Raw genomic sequence first — 15439 nt, 5'->3', positions numbered from 1 at the left:
TATTTTAATTTATTGAGCAAAAGGGGAATGGGTTTCATAAGAGCGGTTATATAAAGCGTCCGAAACCAGATAGTCATAAATCTCATCAACGATTTCGATACCGTCCACCGCGCTGTTTTTCTCATTGATATCCAGGTTCTGCCCCGGGTAATAAACCTGGTTAAATCCGGGCGCTGGCGTAATGGCGTTTAATTCGCGCATGGTGTCGCTGATATGCTGGCGAAATAGCGTGCTGGAGGAGAAAAATTGCGGGTTGATAACGATATGTAGCTGGCCCAGCTCGCGTCCCTGGCTGAGGTTGTCGTACATCGAGCTGACCTGGCGACCAAAGGGCAGGTTGAGCAAAATGCCGGAGAGCACGTCGATCATCATCATCAGGCCGTAGCCTTTCGGACCGGCTGCCGGAAGCAGGGCGTGGACGGCAAAGGGGTCGCTGGTCGGCGCGCCGTTTTTATCCACCGCCCAGCTGTCGGGGATGGTTTCATGGCGCGAGCGGGCGTCGAGAATTTTCCCCCAGGCCTGCACGGTAGTCGCCATATCGAAGGTAATGATATCGTCGCCCTCGCCGGGGGCGGCGAAGGCCAGCGGGTTAGTGCCGTAATAGATTTCCGCGCCGCCGAAAGGCACGACCATCGGATCCGACTGACACAGCGAAAGCCCGATAAATCCGGCGCAGGCCGCCTGCCGGGAGAAGTAAGAGATCGCGCCGCTGTGGCCCATGCGCCGAATGCCGACCACGGCGACGCCGTTTTCCCGGGCAATCTCTATCGCGTGCTCCATGCCCATTTTGGCAGCGACCTGACCAGCGGCATTATCGGCATGCAAAATGCCGCTGCAGGGACCTGTTTTTTCAAAGGTAAAGTTGGGTTGACGGTTAGTTCCGCCTTTTGCAATACGTTCCGCATAATATTCAACGCGGACCGCGCCGTGCGAATGAATGCCTCTTGCATCGGCATAAACCAGCACATCGGCAATAATATCCGCGTGATTATGAGTAAGCCCTGCTTTGTTCAGCTTATTGGCAATAAGCTGATGAAGTGTTTCCCGACTGACTTTCATCTGTCTTCCTTTTAACGACGGTGTAGAGCCTGACTGACGATTAAAATACGGGGAAAATAAACTTAAATTGTGATCTGCATTGGTAAAAATAGTTAGTTAGATTTTATTTAATAATCACCGCGGGTTTATCAGAAGGGACCCGGTTAATCTATTCATTGAAAATTCCGAGCTAATGCCTTCGGCTTTATTTGAAAGCGTCTTGTAATAATTTCCATGTGATATGGCTCACGCCGCCGATAATTTTATCTCGTTAGCCTGATTGCAGATTATTCATGCTCATTCAATTGCAATGGGTGCAATTATTGGGGAGTTATTATGATCCATGCCTTTATAAAAAAGGGCTGTTTTCAGGATTCAGTCAGCTTAATGATTATTTCGCGTAAGCTGAGTGAGTCAGAAAATGTCGATGATGTTTCGGTGATGATGGGCACACCGGCAAATAAATCGCTGCTGGAAACCACCGGTTTCTGGCACGACGATTTTACCACCGCGACGCCGAATGATATTTGCGTGGCGATCCGTACCGATTGCGCCGATGCGTCGGTGGCGGAAATGATTATCGCCCGTCTTGATGAGGCCCTCGCCGCCCTGGCGCAGGGGAGCGGGCAGAGTCAGAGCCTTAGCGTGGTTCGCCGCTGGCAGAGCGCGACGCAAAAGCTGCCGCAGGCCAATATGGCCTTAATTTCGGTTGCCGGAGAGTACGCTGCGGAGCTGGCCCATCAGGCGCTTAGCAGCGAGAAAAACGTGATGATCTTCTCCGATAACGTCACGCTGGAAGATGAAATCGCCCTGAAAACCCGCGCCCGCGACAAAGGGCTGCTGGTGATGGGGCCGGACTGCGGCACCGCCATGATTGCCGGAACCCCGCTGGCTTTCGCCAACGTCACGCCGGACGGCAACATTGGCGTGATTGGCGCATCCGGCACCGGTATTCAGGAGCTGGTCTCGCAAATCGTCCTTGGCGGGGAAGGGATAAGCCATGCGATTGGCCTCGGCGGGCGTGACCTGAGCGCCGAGGTGGGCGGCATCAGCGCGCAAACGGCGCTGGAAATGCTGACCCAGGACGGGCAGAGCCAGGTGCTGGCCTTTGTCTCGAAGCCGCCTGCTGAGATGGTGCGCCAGAAGGTGATTAGCGCCATGAAGCGCAGCGCTAAGCCGGTGGTGGCGCTGTTTCTCGGCTATGCGCCGCCCGCCGCCCGCGATGAAAACGTCTGGTTCGCCCGCACCCTGGATGAGGCCGGGCGCCTGGCCTGCCTGCTGGCGCGCGTCGCGCGTTACCAGCAAACCCTGAGCGCAGTCGCGGGCAAGCAAATTCGCGGTTTATACACCGGCGGCACGCTGGCTGCGGAATCCGCCGGGCTGCTCGCCGAGCGGCTGGGCATCACCCCTGACGCTCATCATCCGCAGGGCATGATGCTCAATGCGCAGGGCCATCAGGTTGTCGATCTCGGCGATGATTTTTACACCGTTGGCCGCCCGCATCCGATGATCGACCCCTCCCTGCGCAACCAGCTGATTGCCGAACTGGGCAAGGAAAATCAGGTCGGCGTGTTGCTGCTGGACGTGGTGATTGGCTACGGCGCGACCGCCGATCCCGCCGAATCGCTGGTGGAAGCCTGCCTGCGGGCGTGGGCGGTGAGAGACGAGCGCCATCCGCTGCATATCATCGCCACGGTGACCGGCACCGAAAGCGACCCGCAGTGCCGTTCCCGGCAGATTGCTTCCCTCGAAGATGCGGGGATCGTGGTGGTCGATAGCCTCCCCGAAGCCACGCTGCTCGCCAGCGCGCTGATTAGCCCGCAGCGGATGGCGGAACTGGCCCCGCGCGCCAGCCTGCTGGACGGCGTGGCGGTGATTAACGCTGGTCTGCGCAGCTTCGCGCTCGATTTACAGTCCGCCGGAACGCCGGTTGTCCACTATCAGTGGGCGCCGATCGCCGGGGGGAATAAGAAACTGGCTCGTTTATTAGAACGTTTGCAATAAGAGGTCTCTATGTTTACATCAGTGGCGCAGGCCAATGACGCAGTAATAGAACGAATTCGTAATGCACGTCCGCACTGGCTGGATGTGCAGCCAGCGGGTTCTTTAATCGGGGCGCTGAATCAGAACAAAACCCTGCTCCACGCCGGGCCGCCGATGCGCTGGCAGGAGATGACCGGCCCGATGAAAGGGGCCTGTATCGGCGCATGCTTATTCGAAGGCTGGGCGCAGGATGAAAAAACCGCCCACGCGATGCTGGAAGGCGGCGAGATTACCTTTATTCCCTGCCACCACGTTAACGCCGTTGGCCCGATGGGCGGGATAACCTCGCCGAATATGCCGATGCTGGTGGTGGAGAACATCGCCGAAGGCAACCGCGCCTATTGCAACCTGAATGAAGGGATTGGCAAGGTGATGCGTTTCGGCGCCTACGGTGAAGACGTGCAGCAGCGCCTGCGCTGGATGCGCGATGTGCTGATGCCGGTCCTCAGCGCGGCGCTGAAACAGATGGAACGCGGCATCGACCTGACCGCGATGATGGCCCAGGGCATCACCATGGGCGATGAGTTCCACCAGCGCAATATCGCCACCTCCGCGCTGCTAATGCGCACGCTGGCCCCTTATCTGGCGCGACTTAATCACAATAAGCAGCAGATTGCCGAGGTGATGGATTTCCTCGCCATTACCGATCAGTTCTTCCTCAACCTGGCGATGGCCTACTGTAAAGCGGCGATGGATTCCGGGGCGCAAATTCGCGCGGGCAGCATCGTCACCGCGATGACCCGCAACGGCAATATGTTCGGTATCCGCGTCAGCGGGCTGGGCGAGCGCTGGTTTACCGCGCCGGTCAACACCCCGCAGGGACTGTTCTTTACCGGCTTCTCTCAGGAGCAGGCCAACCCGGATATGGGCGACAGCGCCATTACCGAAACCTTCGGCATCGGCGGCGCAGCGATGATCGCCGCTCCCGGCGTCACGCGCTTTGTCGGCGCGGGCGGGATGGAGGCGGCGAAATCCGTTTCCGAGGAGATGGCGGAAATCTTCCTTGAACGCAATATGCAGCTGCAAATTCCGGGCTGGGATTTCCAGGGCGCCTGTCTGGGGCTGGATATTCGCCGGGTGGTGGAAACCGGGATTACGCCGCTGATCAACACCGGCATCGCTCACAAAGAGGCGGGGATCGGCCAGATTGGCGCCGGGACCGTCAGAGCGCCGCTGGCCTGCTTTGAGCTGGCGCTGGAAGCGCTGGCGGACGAGCTGGGCGTAAGCTAAGGAGCGCGCGATGCAGATTATCCGTCCGCTGACAGGCAGCGTTGATGCGCCGGACCATCGCCAGCCGTGGCGAACCGGCGGCCTCTGGCAGCGCACTATCAACCTCTATGTTGAAGGCGGCGCATTGCTGACGCTGCATCGTCATGGGCAGGGCATCAGTCCCGGCGGATGGGTATTACGTCATCGCGATTTTATCCGCCTGCATGGGGCGCTGCGGGCGGGCGCTCTGCCTGCGGCGGGCGAAAATGGCATTCAGGTTGATGACCTTTTGCTGTCGCCGCCGCGCAGACGCTGCTCCCTGCGGCCTTGCTATCAGCCCGCTGGCGCTCGCTTACCGAAAGCGCTGGTGGATCGCCCGGAAGAGACCGGGCTGTTCGGGCCGCTGTCGCAGGCGGTTCATCCACCACTGCATCCTGAATTGCGGCAATTACGCCACTGTTTTGCCTCAGCGCTGCGCGGGAACGCCGTTGACTGGCGGCTGTGGCTGGGAAAGGGGCCGGGCCTGACGCCGAGCCTGGACGATATGCTGATCGGCATGATGCTGGCGGCCTGGCGCGCGGGGCGGATGTTGCGCCACGGCGGGCAGGCTTTCTTTCGCGCATCCGGGGATCTGCACGCGGCGACGACCCAGGTGAGCGTCAACTATTTACGCTATGCCAGCGCGGGGCGCTTCGCCTCGCCGCTGCTGCATTTTTCTCACGCGCTTCAGCGCGGACGACGTATTGAACCCGCCGTCGAAGCCCTGCTGGCGATGGGCCACACCTCCGGCGCGGATACCCTGCTGGGATTCTGGCTGGCGCAACACATTATCTAAGGAAAAATCATGAAAACGCTGGTGGTTGCCCTCGGCGGCAACGCTTTATTGCAGCGCGGGGAAGCGCTGACCGTGGAAAATCAGTACCGCAATATTGATAGCGCGGTTCCGGCGCTGGCGCGTCTGGCGCAGAAGTACCGGCTGGCGATTGTTCACGGCAACGGGCCGCAGGTGGGCCTGCTGTCGCTGCAAAATCTGGCCTATGGCGATGTCGAACCTTACCCGCTGGACGTGCTGGTGGCGGAGAGCCAGGGGATGATTGGCTATATGCTGGCCCAGCGTCTGGCGCAGGAATCACAAATGCCGCCGGTCTCGACGGTGATGACGCGCATCGCGGTAGCCTCGAACGATCCGGCATTTTCAGCCCCGGAGAAGTTTATTGGTCCGGTTTACGAACCTGAGCTACAGGCGCAGCTTGAAGCCGAATACGGCTGGACGATGAAGCGTGACGGCAAATATCTGCGCCGGGTGGTTCCCTCGCCGACTCCGATGAGGATTGAGGAGAGCGAGTCGATTGAGCGCCTGCTGGGCGAAGGTCATGCGGTGATCTGCTGCGGCGGCGGGGGGATCCCGGTGCTGGAGTGCGGGCGTGGCGCGGAAGCGGTGATCGATAAAGACCTCGCGGCTGCGCTATTGGCGGAGCAGATTAACGCCGATGGCCTGGTGATCCTCACCGACGCAGATGCGGTGTATGAGCACTGGGGCACCCCGATGCAGCGGCCTATTCGCGAAGCGACGCCGGAAGCGCTGGCGCCTTTTGCCCGCAACGATGGCGCGATGGGGCCGAAAATCGCGGCGGTCAGCGGTTACGTTCGCCGCCGGGGCAAGCGGGCGTGGATTGGCGCGCTGTCGCGCATTGATGACACTCTGGCTGGATTGGCGGGAACGTGTATCAAGCCCTGATGCGTTGGCGAAACTTACCAGCGGCGCAGACTGTAAAATAGCGTGCGCTTTTCCCCCGGGGGCGGCGCCTTGTGCGGGCTACGGGGGAGTGCCTCTCTGGTAGCCCGGCTAAGGCGCAGCGCGCCGCAAGCCGGGGCTGAATTACGCCAGCTGCGCCTGCGCCCAGACGATGCCGCTGGCGTATTCCGGCTGCAGCAGCGGCTTCAACGCTTCCAGCGTCGCGCTCAGGCGGTCGGTATCGCTGTCGGTCAGGTTCAGGTGTCCGACTTTACGACCCGGACGCACCTCTTTGTCATACCAGTGCAGATGCACCAGCGGCAGCTTCAGCCAGTCATAGTTCAGATCGGTACCGATCAGGTTGATCATTACCGACGGGCTGTTTACCACCGGCGGCGGCAGAGGGAGATCGGTGATCGCCCGCAGATGCAGTTCGAACTGGCTAATCGACGCGCCGTTCTGCGTCCAGTGGCCGCTGTTGTGCACGCGCGGCGCCAGTTCGTTAATCAGCAGGCCATCGGCGGTGACGAAACACTCCATCGCCATTACGCCAACGTAGCCCAGCTCATTCATGATCGCCGTCAGCATCTGTTCCGCCTGCGCCTGCTGGCGGGCGTTGGCCTGCGGGAAAGCGACGCTGGCGCGTAAAATACCGTCCTGATGCAGGTTGCGGGTCAGCGGATAGAAGACCGTGCTGCCGTCCCGGGCGCGGGCGCCAACCAGCGACACTTCGCCGGAGAAGTTAATCCCCTGCTCGACGATACACTCGCCGTAGTTATCATCCGGTAGCTGCGCGGTTTCGTTTTCCCGCAAACGCCACTGGCCGCGGCCATCGTAGCCGCCGACGCGGCGCTTAACGATAGCCAGCTCGCCGAGACGGGCGAACACCGCGGGCCATTCGCTTTTATCCGCCAGAAGCTGCCACGGCGCGGTGGCGAGCGCCAGCTTATCGAACAGCTGCTTTTGCGTCAGACGGTCGGCGATAATCGGGAAGACATCGCGGTTGACGAAGGCGGAATGACGCGCCAGTTCGCGGGTCAGCGCGGTTTCCGGCCAGCGTTCAATCTCTGCGGTAATCACGCTCTGCTGAACCGGCACAGCTTCCGGGTCGGCTTCCAGACCAACCGGCCAGACCGCAATACCCAGCGGCTCACCGGCCTGACGCAGCATTCGGCCCAGTTGACCGTTGCCGAGGACGCACACCTGCTTCATGCCGCACCCCGCGGGTCCGGATTATCCAGCACTTCATCGGTTTGCGCCTGACGCCAGGCGCTGAGGCGCTGGAGGAGTTCAGCATCATGTTGGGCGAGGATCTGCGCCGCCAGCAGGGCGGCGTTGGCGGCTCCGGCTTTACCGATCGCCAGCGTGCCAACCGGGATACCGCGCGGCATCTGGACGATGGAGTAGAGACTGTCAACGCCGCTTAACGCTGCGCTCTGAACCGGCACGCCTAACACCGGCACCAGGGTTTTTGCCGCAATCATACCCGGCAGATGCGCCGCGCCGCCCGCACCGGCGATAATCACCTGATAACCGTTCTCTTGCGCGCCTTCGGCGAAGCTGAACAGTTTATCGGGCGTGCGGTGGGCGGAGACCACTTCGACATGGTACGGAACGTTCAGGGCATCAAGGATTTCTGCGGTAAACTGCATGGTAGCCCAGTCGCTTTTGGACCCCATCACGATGGCGATACGCGCCGAATTATTGCGGGAAGACATGCGTCTTAAAACTCCTGTGGGTGTGTTTCACACTGCTTTAGAGGCCACAGAGAATAGCATGAACTGACGGCAAGGAAAACGGTTGCGTACGCATGGCTAGCCGACTTTTGTCTCGTCGGTATTTGATGAAACGCGGCGGTTATGGGCGGCGGTCGCGCTGGCGAAAAAGGTAAAAATCAGCACCAGCCCCCAGGGCAGCATAAGAATACTCATAATCAGCATGTATACCTGCACAAAGCGCTCATCGTGCGGCCGTGTGCAGAGCAGATAAATCGCGTAAAAATAGAGAATCCATAATAAAATGGCGAACCAGACTACGCTCAGCGTTCCAAGATAGGTAAACGCCAGACCAAAAAAGCTGGCCATAATCGGGCCGATGACGGCGATGACCATTCCCCAAATCAGGGGCTGACTCCATTTTTGCATGCTCGTTCCTTGAGAGAGGTTTGCTGGAAAATTAACCTGGCGGGAGCAAGGAAAGACAGCAATTCAGTTGCCTGAGGGGATTTTTCGGAATAGTGCCTGCAGGCTATCAGAAAGGGAAATGAATCAGCTCGACGTCTTCTGGCGTGACTTTGACCATGGAACCTTCGCTGTGCCAGGCGCCGAGCACTACGCGATACGCGGTTTTGCCGTTGGCTTCCAGGGAATGGACGGCAGGGCGGTGCGTATGCCCGTGAATCAGCCACTGGACGTGATGTTTCTCCATGACGTCAACCACCGCCTGCGGATTGACATCCATAATCTCCATCGACTTGCTGCTGTTGGCCGCTTTGCTGTCGGCGCGCATTCTGGCGGCGATACGGCGGCGAATAAACAGCGGCAGGGCCAGAAACAGGCGCTGGATCCAGGGATTGTGGACTTTCGCGCGAAACGCCAGATAGCCCGCGTCGTCGGTGCAGAGGGTATCGCCGTGCATAATCAGCACTTTGCGCCCGTAGAGGTCGAGAAGCTTTTCTTCCGGCAGCAGGATCATGCCGCTTTCGCGGGCAAAGCGCTGACCGACGAGAAAATCGCGGTTGCCGTGGAGGAAGTAGCAGGGGACGCCGGACTCGGCTAACGCGTTGAGCGCAGCGGCAATTTGCCGATGCAGCGGGTTCGGATCGTCATCGCCGATCCAGGCTTCAAACAGGTCGCCGAGGATATACAGGGCGTCCGCCTGGCGGGCTTCCCCGTGTAAAAAACGCAGAAAACCGGCGGTAATCGCCGGTTCTTCCGTTTGCAGATGCAAATCCGCAATAAAAAGCGTCGCCACGAATTATTCGCTGACGGTAACGCTTTTGATCACAACATCTTCTTTCGGCACATCCTGGTGCATGCCGCTGCGGCCGGTGGATACCGCTTTGATCTTGTCGACTACGTCCATACCTTCAACCACTTCTGCGAATACGCAGTAGCCCCAACCCTGCAGGCTTTCGCCGGAGAAGTTCAGGAAGTCGTTATCGGCGACGTTGATGAAGAACTGCGCGGTCGCGGAGTGAGGCGCCTGAGTACGGGCCATCGCCAGCGTACCGCGGGTGTTTTTCAGACCGTTGTTCGCTTCGTTCTGAATGGGGGATTTGGTGGTTTTCTGATTCATGCCCGGCTCAAAACCGCCGCCCTGAATCATGAAGCCGTTGATAACGCGGTGGAAAATAGTGTTGTCGTAAAAACCTTCACGACAGTAGTCCAGGAAGTTTTTAACTGTTTCCGGCGCTTTGTCGTCAAACGTCTTGATTACGATATCGCCATGATTGGTGTGGAAAGTAACCATTTTTGCATCCTGTTCCGATGATTGTGGTGCCTGCACCCGGAGTCGGGTGAGATATAGGGGGCTGTTATAGCATAACCGCAGGATGCGATCACCTTGCATTGTGTGCTGATTCGGGTTTGAATTACGGGTAGAATACCCGGTTTTCAACCACACACGTGTTTACATGGAATCTTCGATGTTAAAAATCTTTAATACAATGACGCGCCAGAAAGAGGAATTTAAACCTATCCATGCCGGGGAAGTCGGCATGTACGTGTGTGGTATTACGGTTTACGATCTCTGTCACATTGGCCATGCTCGTACCTTTGTTGCCTTCGATGTGGTTTCGCGCTACCTGCGTTTCCTGGGGTACAAACTGAAATACGTGAGTAACATTACCGACATCGACGATAAAATCATCAAGCGCGCTAATGAGAACGGCGAGAGCTTTGTGGCGCTGGTCGATCGTATGATCGTCGAGATGCACAAAGATTTCGACGCCTTAAATATTCAGCGCCCGGATATGGAGCCGCGCGCTACCCACCATATTGCGGAAATCATTGAGATTACCGAGCAGCTGATCGCCAAAGGCCACGCATATGTCGCCGATAACGGCGATGTGATGTTCGACGTACCGACCGATCCGAACTACGGTCAGCTGTCGCGTCAGGATCTCGACCAGCTGCAGGCCGGCGCGCGCGTTGATGTTGTCGACGTCAAGCATAACCCGATGGACTTTGTGCTGTGGAAAATGTCGAAAGAGGGCGAGCCGAGCTGGCCGTCGCCGTGGGGCGCGGGCCGTCCGGGCTGGCACATTGAGTGCTCCGCGATGAACTGCAAGCAGCTGGGCAACCATTTTGATATTCACGGCGGCGGGTCGGATCTGATGTTCCCGCACCATGAAAACGAAATCGCTCAGTCCACCTGCGCCCACGACGGCGAGTACGTGAATTACTGGATGCACTCCGGGATGGTAATGGTTGACCGCGAGAAAATGTCAAAATCGCTGGGCAACTTCTTCACCGTGCGCGACGTGCTGAAGTTCTATGACGCGGAGACCATCCGCTACTTCCTGATGTCCGGCCACTATCGCAGCCAGCTGAACTACAGCGAAGAGAACTTAAAGCAGGCGCGCTCCGCGCTGGAGCGTCTGTATACGGCGCTGCGCGGAACCGATAAAACCGCAGAGCCGTCCGGCGGCGAGGCGTTTGAAGCGCGCTTTATCGAAGCGATGGATGACGATTTCAACACCCCGGAAGCTTATTCGGTGCTGTTCGATATGGCCCGTGAGGTTAACCGCCTGAAAACCGAAGATGCCGCCGCGGCCAACGCGATGGCGGCGCATATGCGTAAGCTCTCTTCGGTGCTGGGCCTGCTGGAGCAAGAGCCGGACGCCTTCCTGCAGAGCGGCGCGCAGGCGGACGACGGCGAAGTGGCGGAAATCGAGTCTTTGATCCAGCAGCGTCTGGACGCTCGTAAAGCGAAAGACTGGGCGGCGGCGGATGCCGCGCGTGACCGTCTCAACGAGATGGGCATTGTGCTGGAAGATGGCCCGCAGGGTACCACCTGGCGCCGGAAGTAGTCTCATTCTCTCTTTTTGCCGGGGCTATCCCCGGCATTTTTTTGCCTATACTCAGGCCAGTGCATCAGGCGCTGACCATAGGGTCTAATTCCCGGATGGGGATAAATTTAAGGCGCCGGTTGCGGCGCCTTAACTTTTTACTCGGTAACGGTAACGCTCTGCCCTTCAAAGCTGACCGTTTGACCGGCGACGATTTTGCAACGCTTGCGGGTTTCGACCGCGCCGTCGACTTTGACCAGACCGTCGGCAATGGCGATTTTCGCCTGCGCGCCGCTTTCGCTCCAGCCTTCCAGCTTCAGCAGGTCGCAAAGCTCAACGTGCGGGTGTTTGCCTAAAGAAAAATTCGCCATCTCAGGCCTCCTGAATATCGTGATACTCTTCGCACGCCTGCAGCGTGTTCTGAATAAGGGTGGCTACGGTCATCGGGCCGACGCCGCCGGGAACCGGGGTGATGTACGACGCGCGCGCGGCGGCATCTTCATAGACCACATCGCCAACCACTTTGCCGTTTTCCAGGCGGTTAATCCCAACATCGATCACGATCGCGCCTTCTTTAATCCATTCGCCCGGAATAAAGCCCGGTTTACCGACAGCCACGATCAGCAGGTCGGCGTTTTCGACGTGATGACGCAGGTTTTTGGTAAAACGGTGAGTGACGGTGGTGGTGCAGCCAGCCAGCAGCAGCTCCATGCTCATCGGGCGCCCAACGATGTTAGAAGCGCCAATGACTACCGCGTTCAGGCCGTAGGTATCGATATTGTAACGCTCAAGCAGCGTGACAATCCCGCGCGGGGTGCACGGACGCAGGCGCGGCGCGCGCTGGCACAGACGACCCACGTTATACGGGTGGAAGCCGTCAACGTCTTTGTCCGGCGAAATGCGCTCGAGGACTTTGACATTATCAATGCCGGCGGGCAGCGGCAGCTGAACCAGGATGCCATCAATAGCCTCATCGGCATTCAGCGTGTCGATAAGTTCCAGCAGCTCCGCTTCGCTGGTGGTTTCCGGGAGATCGTACGAGCGGGAGACGAAGCCTACCTCTTCACACGCTTTGCGCTTGCTGCCGACATAAATCTGCGATGCCGGGTTGCTGCCGACCAGCACGACGGCTAACCCTGGAGCACGAAATCCGGCCGCAACGCGGGCCTTCACTTTTTCCGCAACCTCAGAGCGTACCTGCTGCGCAATCGTTTTACCGTCAATAATTTTTGCTGCCATCAGAGAGAGGATTCCATCTGTATCTTTACGAAAGGGGGATGGCGATATTTTGTCAGAAGCCAGCCCCGCTGTCAGTCTTCGTTTAAGATTTTATCTTGCTTTGACGCTGCGGTGGCCTAAAAATGGGCCTGACCGCGCCGCGAATAGCGCAAAAAGGAGCTCGAGAGCCGAAGAAAAGTTAATGTGCAGAAACATAAGGTTGGATAAACTTTATACTGCTTTTGCGGCATAAGCCGCCAGCCTGCACGGGCAAGCGCAGTTTCGCGGCAAAATACATTGACTCATCAGGCGTGGACCGTATAATTCCGGCGATTGCACATCATGAAGCTCGCTTCTCAATGCGCCCTTAGCTCAGCTGGATAGAGCAACGGCCTTCTAAGCCGTAGGTCACAGGTTCGAACCCTGTAGGGCGTACCATTAAGAAACAGTTACTTACGCCAGTTTTAGTCCAGCCTGATTTCCTCCTTGTGTCGCTAGCGCCAAAAATGACGTCAATTTTCCGTGCGTGCTCTGTTAAATGGTTTGGTGGCAGGTGAGCATAACGGCGAAGCATCTCGATGCTTTCCCAGTACATCAAAAAAACACAATAGTCTGGCAAGAGATCAATATGTAGATGATACGGACACAGAATGTGTACATCTGTGTAAGATCAGTGTATTCAATTAGTTAAAAAGATGTTGATAATTAATATCATTAGAAAATACATGTAAACATTATACAGTTCTAATCAAAGCGATAAAAACAACTAAAAATATTACTAACGAGTACTGTAAGGGGAAGCGAAGTGGATGACGTTCCCTGGCACCAACGCTTTGATACACTAAATCATTGCTTAATAAAAAGGAGGAGTTATCTTTTTCAAAGAAACTACAGGCGGATCAACATTATGAGGTAAAAATGTATACACCTGATGCAATGAAGTTATCAGATAAAAAACATATTTTTGATTTTATTGAGGCTTATAGCTTTGGATTAGTTGTTTCGCCTTCCCTCAATGCCAGTCATCTTCCTTTTATCCTCGATCGTAGTTCTTCATCGCGGGGAATTCTTCTTTCCCATATGACGCGCGCGAATCCACTCTGGAAAGAATTTGAAGGAAAGAGGGTGCTCGCCATATTTCAAGGGCCCCATAGTTACGTTTCCCCTACCTGGTATCAAACTGCTCCCGCGGTTCCCACATGGAACTATACTTCCGTTCACTGTTATGGCACCGTAAGTCTTTTATCTGTCGATGAATTACGCATTGTGATGGACGCGTTGGTCCATAAATTTGAACCGACGCTTCAGGCGCAGAAAGAAATTATGCCCGAGACGTTTATTGAAGGGAAATTGAAAGGTATTATTGGATTCAAAATTGAAATTGAGGAGTTTCAGGCCAAAGAAAAGCTTGGGCAGCATCGTTCTCAGGCCGATCAGCGGGGAACGTTGCAGGGTTAATCAACAGCCAATCTTCAGAGTCCGTAGCGCTGGCTGACTATATGCTTAAGGTGAAGAAAGGTATTGGCGCTTGAAATTTTGCTCTCCAATATAATATTTATGTCGGAGGGGGTGCCCATAATTTATGTCATATATTAAATAATATTATCCTGGTATGTTTGAAGACGTGCTGTACGCTTGAAGCAAAGAAAATGATATTGCGTCATCAATGAGCACTAAAATAATATAAGCGACACGGCCAGCTTTAACAGTACCAAAATAATAAAATAACCCTTACAGATTGATAAAGATCGCTTTTAAATTTATAAACAATGGCGTTGATGGAACGGTGCCCCTTTATCGGGGCGTTTTAACCCATTCCTTAACGGAGAAAATCGATAGCCCTGAGTGATGACCTTTGCGGGGAAGACTTTGTTTTACAGGTGACCGGATGAAGTGGGTTAAGGATGTATTAGGGTGAAAAGTATGTCTCTTCGTTCATTGCAGGCGCTATGCCTGACCAGCTTTTTTATTGCCGACGTTCGCGATGGACTTGGGCCTTTTCTGGGAATTTTCCTGACGCAACATCAGTGGCGACCGGATGACATCGGTCTGTTGATGACCGCGGGCGGCGTTGCCGGATTGCTGGCGACGCTTCCCGCAGGGTTCATCACCGATGCTTCGCGGAACAAGCGTCTTATGCTCGCGATACTGTGCATCATGATTACCGGGACGACGCTGCTGCTCTGGTTCAGCCAGGGCAGCAGCGTCGTCGCCATCTCGCAAATCTTCAGCGGCATATGTGCGGCATTTATTGGCCCGCTTATTACCGGGATCACCCTGGGGCTAACGGGGCAAGACGGCTTTAGTACCCAGATGGGTAAAAATGAGGCTTTCAACCATGCGGGTAATTTTACGACCGCATTGATTGCGGGCGGGATCGCCTGGCGCTGGGGTATTGGCGGTATTTTCATCCTGATGGCCTCGACAATGCTGCTCACGCTCTTTGCCCTGACGGCAATTCGTCGTGATGATATCGACAACGCTCGGGCGCGCGGGCTTGAAACGACGGACTCCCCCCAGATACCTGACTTCTCGGTGCTGACCAAAAACATGGCGCTTTTAATTACTGGGTTGACGCTGCTGCTTTTTCATTTAGCGAATGCAGCGTTGCTGCCCATGCTCAGTATGCGGATCGCTGTGGCACCAGGCGCGATCAATCCCGGCCTGTATGCCGCAGCGACGGTGATTATTTCCCAGTTGGTGATGATCCCGGTGGCCATCTGGACCGTAGGTCGAATCGATAAATATGGGTACTGGCGACTGATTATGCTGGCTCTGCTGATCATGCCAATCAGGGCTGCGCTGGCGGCAAGCACGGCGGCACCGTGGATGATGGTACCGGTGCAAATACTGGACGGCTGCGCCGCAGGGGTACTGGGCGTAGTGGTGCCGAGCTTTATTGTGGCGCTGCTGCGCGGCAGCGGGCACGTCAATGCTGGCCAAAGCGTGGTAATGCTGATGCAGGGTGCCGGCGCGGCGATGAGTCCGGCATTGACGGGAATGATTGCCGGTTATTACTCGTTCGCGACGGCGTTCAGCGTGCTGAGCGTTATCGCTCTGGCGGCGCTGCTTATCTGGTGGCGCAGCGCGCCGACGCTCTCTGCGCCGGCTTTTATGGCGACGAAATAATCGACTAAAGTAAGGCTTAAACAGGGCTTTAATCTTAATCGATATCAGCCGATTTT

At 56.6% G+C, this 15439-nt stretch carries 15 protein-coding genes, 1 tRNA gene and 1 pseudogene; 8 read left to right on the top strand and 9 right to left on the bottom strand.

Annotation, left to right across the window (positions count from 1 at the left end; translation table 11 throughout):
- Positions 1-9: 9 nt before the first annotated feature.
- Positions 10-1059, bottom strand: a complete 1050-nt coding sequence (allD, locus tag GUC22_RS20245; protein ID WP_024358995.1) for an ureidoglycolate dehydrogenase — start codon at positions 1057-1059, stop codon at positions 10-12.
- Between the two features lie 315 nt (positions 1060-1374).
- On the opposite strand from allD, the gene GUC22_RS20240 reads away from it, so the two are divergent.
- The 4 genes from GUC22_RS20240 to GUC22_RS20225 are packed head-to-tail and all read left to right on the top strand — an operon-like array spanning position 1375 to position 6028.
- Entirely contained in the window at positions 1375-3042 is a 1668-nt protein-coding gene (locus GUC22_RS20240) for an acyl-CoA synthetase FdrA (protein ID WP_024358994.1), read from the top strand.
- Positions 3043-3051: 9 nt separating this feature from the next.
- Positions 3052-4311: a DUF1116 domain-containing protein gene (locus GUC22_RS20235; RefSeq protein WP_024358993.1), complete on the top strand. Its 1260-nt coding sequence runs from the start codon at positions 3052-3054 to the stop codon at positions 4309-4311.
- Positions 4312-4321: 10 nt separating this feature from the next.
- Positions 4322-5125 (top strand): DUF2877 domain-containing protein, encoded by an 804-nt coding sequence (locus GUC22_RS20230; RefSeq protein WP_160183744.1) that lies wholly within the window; start codon positions 4322-4324, stop codon positions 5123-5125.
- A 9-nt stretch (positions 5126-5134) separates the two neighbouring features.
- Positions 5135-6028: a carbamate kinase gene (locus tag GUC22_RS20225; protein ID WP_116943824.1), complete on the top strand. Its 894-nt coding sequence runs from the start codon at positions 5135-5137 to the stop codon at positions 6026-6028.
- A gap of 141 nt (positions 6029-6169) precedes the next feature.
- Here the strand turns inward: GUC22_RS20225 and purK are convergent, their stop codons facing one another.
- The 5 genes from purK to ppiB form a co-directional block, all read right to left on the bottom strand.
- A complete protein-coding gene (purK, locus tag GUC22_RS20220) occupies positions 6170-7237 on the bottom strand; it encodes a 5-(carboxyamino)imidazole ribonucleotide synthase (protein WP_116943825.1) in 1068 nt (355 codons plus the stop codon).
- Complete coding sequence (purE, locus tag GUC22_RS20215) at positions 7234-7743, bottom strand: 5-(carboxyamino)imidazole ribonucleotide mutase (protein ID WP_004137862.1); 510 nt, start codon at positions 7741-7743, stop codon at positions 7234-7236. The genes purK and purE overlap by 4 nt, the downstream gene beginning before the upstream one ends.
- A 96-nt stretch (positions 7744-7839) precedes the next feature.
- Positions 7840-8169 (bottom strand): hypothetical protein, encoded by a 330-nt coding sequence (locus GUC22_RS20210; protein WP_004137860.1) that lies wholly within the window; start codon positions 8167-8169, stop codon positions 7840-7842.
- 106 nt (positions 8170-8275) lie between these two features.
- Positions 8276-8998: a UDP-2,3-diacylglucosamine diphosphatase gene (gene lpxH / locus GUC22_RS20205; protein ID WP_082237501.1), complete on the bottom strand. Its 723-nt coding sequence runs from the start codon at positions 8996-8998 to the stop codon at positions 8276-8278.
- Positions 8999-9001: 3 nt separating this feature from the next.
- Complete coding sequence (gene ppiB, locus GUC22_RS20200; RefSeq protein WP_004130079.1) at positions 9002-9496, bottom strand: peptidylprolyl isomerase B; 495 nt, start codon at positions 9494-9496, stop codon at positions 9002-9004.
- Between the two features lie 175 nt (positions 9497-9671).
- On the opposite strand from ppiB, the gene cysS reads away from it, so the two are divergent.
- Positions 9672-11057 (top strand): cysteine--tRNA ligase, encoded by a 1386-nt coding sequence (gene cysS / locus GUC22_RS20195; RefSeq protein WP_024358988.1) that lies wholly within the window; start codon positions 9672-9674, stop codon positions 11055-11057.
- 137 nt (positions 11058-11194) lie between these two features.
- Here the strand turns inward: cysS and ybcJ are convergent, their stop codons facing one another.
- Positions 11195-11407, bottom strand: coding sequence for a ribosome-associated protein YbcJ (ybcJ, locus tag GUC22_RS20190; RefSeq protein WP_004099787.1), 213 nt, complete (start codon positions 11405-11407; stop codon positions 11195-11197).
- Position 11408: 1 nt separating this feature from the next.
- Positions 11409-12275 (bottom strand): bifunctional methylenetetrahydrofolate dehydrogenase/methenyltetrahydrofolate cyclohydrolase FolD, encoded by an 867-nt coding sequence (gene folD, locus GUC22_RS20185; RefSeq protein WP_004137856.1) that lies wholly within the window; start codon positions 12273-12275, stop codon positions 11409-11411.
- 340 nt (positions 12276-12615) lie between these two features.
- Here folD and GUC22_RS20180 point away from each other — a divergent pair.
- Positions 12616-12692 (top strand) — tRNA-Arg (locus GUC22_RS20180).
- A gap of 15 nt (positions 12693-12707) precedes the next feature.
- On the opposite strand, the pseudogene GUC22_RS27630 reads toward GUC22_RS20180, so the two are convergent.
- Positions 12708-12843, bottom strand: a pseudogene (locus GUC22_RS27630) (integrase); the annotation flags it as partial.
- Between the two features lie 329 nt (positions 12844-13172).
- Here GUC22_RS27630 and GUC22_RS20175 point away from each other — a divergent pair.
- Together GUC22_RS20175 and GUC22_RS20170 are read left to right on the top strand one after the other, a co-directional pair.
- Positions 13173-13712, top strand: a complete 540-nt coding sequence (locus tag GUC22_RS20175; RefSeq protein ID WP_201746401.1) for an FMN-binding negative transcriptional regulator — start codon at positions 13173-13175, stop codon at positions 13710-13712.
- 465 nt (positions 13713-14177) lie between these two features.
- The gene (locus tag GUC22_RS20170) at positions 14178-15383 is read left to right on the top strand and encodes an MFS transporter (protein ID WP_116943827.1); all 1206 of its coding nucleotides are present in this window, start codon (positions 14178-14180) and stop codon (positions 15381-15383) included.
- Positions 15384-15439: the final 56 nt, after the last annotated feature.

The sequence above is a fragment of the Klebsiella sp. MPUS7 genome, from assembly GCF_009905335.1.
Classification (GTDB): Bacteria; Pseudomonadota; Gammaproteobacteria; order Enterobacterales; family Enterobacteriaceae; genus Klebsiella; species Klebsiella grimontii.
This window is presented reverse-complemented; position numbering and strand designations above follow the sequence as displayed.

Bases quoted from the DNA above. Each gene is read 5' to 3' on its own strand.
- allD (WP_024358995.1), bottom strand. From the start codon at position 1,059: ATGAAAGTCAGTCGGGAAACACTTCATCAGCTTATTGCCAATAAGCTG.
- GUC22_RS20240 (WP_024358994.1), top strand. From the start codon at position 1,375: ATGATCCATGCCTTTATAAAAAAGGGCTGTTTTCAGGATTCAGTCAGC.
- GUC22_RS20235 (WP_024358993.1), top strand. From the start codon at position 3,052: ATGTTTACATCAGTGGCGCAGGCCAATGACGCAGTAATAGAACGAATT.
- GUC22_RS20230 (WP_160183744.1), top strand. From the start codon at position 4,322: ATGCAGATTATCCGTCCGCTGACAGGCAGCGTTGATGCGCCGGACCAT.
- GUC22_RS20225 (WP_116943824.1), top strand. From the start codon at position 5,135: ATGAAAACGCTGGTGGTTGCCCTCGGCGGCAACGCTTTATTGCAGCGC.
- purK (WP_116943825.1), bottom strand. From the start codon at position 7,237: ATGAAGCAGGTGTGCGTCCTCGGCAACGGTCAACTGGGCCGAATGCTG.
- purE (WP_004137862.1), bottom strand. From the start codon at position 7,743: ATGTCTTCCCGCAATAATTCGGCGCGTATCGCCATCGTGATGGGGTCC.
- GUC22_RS20210 (WP_004137860.1), bottom strand. From the start codon at position 8,169: ATGCAAAAATGGAGTCAGCCCCTGATTTGGGGAATGGTCATCGCCGTC.
- ppiB (WP_004130079.1), bottom strand. From the start codon at position 9,496: ATGGTTACTTTCCACACCAATCATGGCGATATCGTAATCAAGACGTTT.
- cysS (WP_024358988.1), top strand. From the start codon at position 9,672: ATGTTAAAAATCTTTAATACAATGACGCGCCAGAAAGAGGAATTTAAA.
- ybcJ (WP_004099787.1), bottom strand. From the start codon at position 11,407: ATGGCGAATTTTTCTTTAGGCAAACACCCGCACGTTGAGCTTTGCGAC.
- folD (WP_004137856.1), bottom strand. From the start codon at position 12,275: ATGGCAGCAAAAATTATTGACGGTAAAACGATTGCGCAGCAGGTACGC.
- GUC22_RS20175 (WP_201746401.1), top strand. From the start codon at position 13,173: ATGTATACACCTGATGCAATGAAGTTATCAGATAAAAAACATATTTTT.
- GUC22_RS20170 (WP_116943827.1), top strand. From the start codon at position 14,178: ATGTCTCTTCGTTCATTGCAGGCGCTATGCCTGACCAGCTTTTTTATT.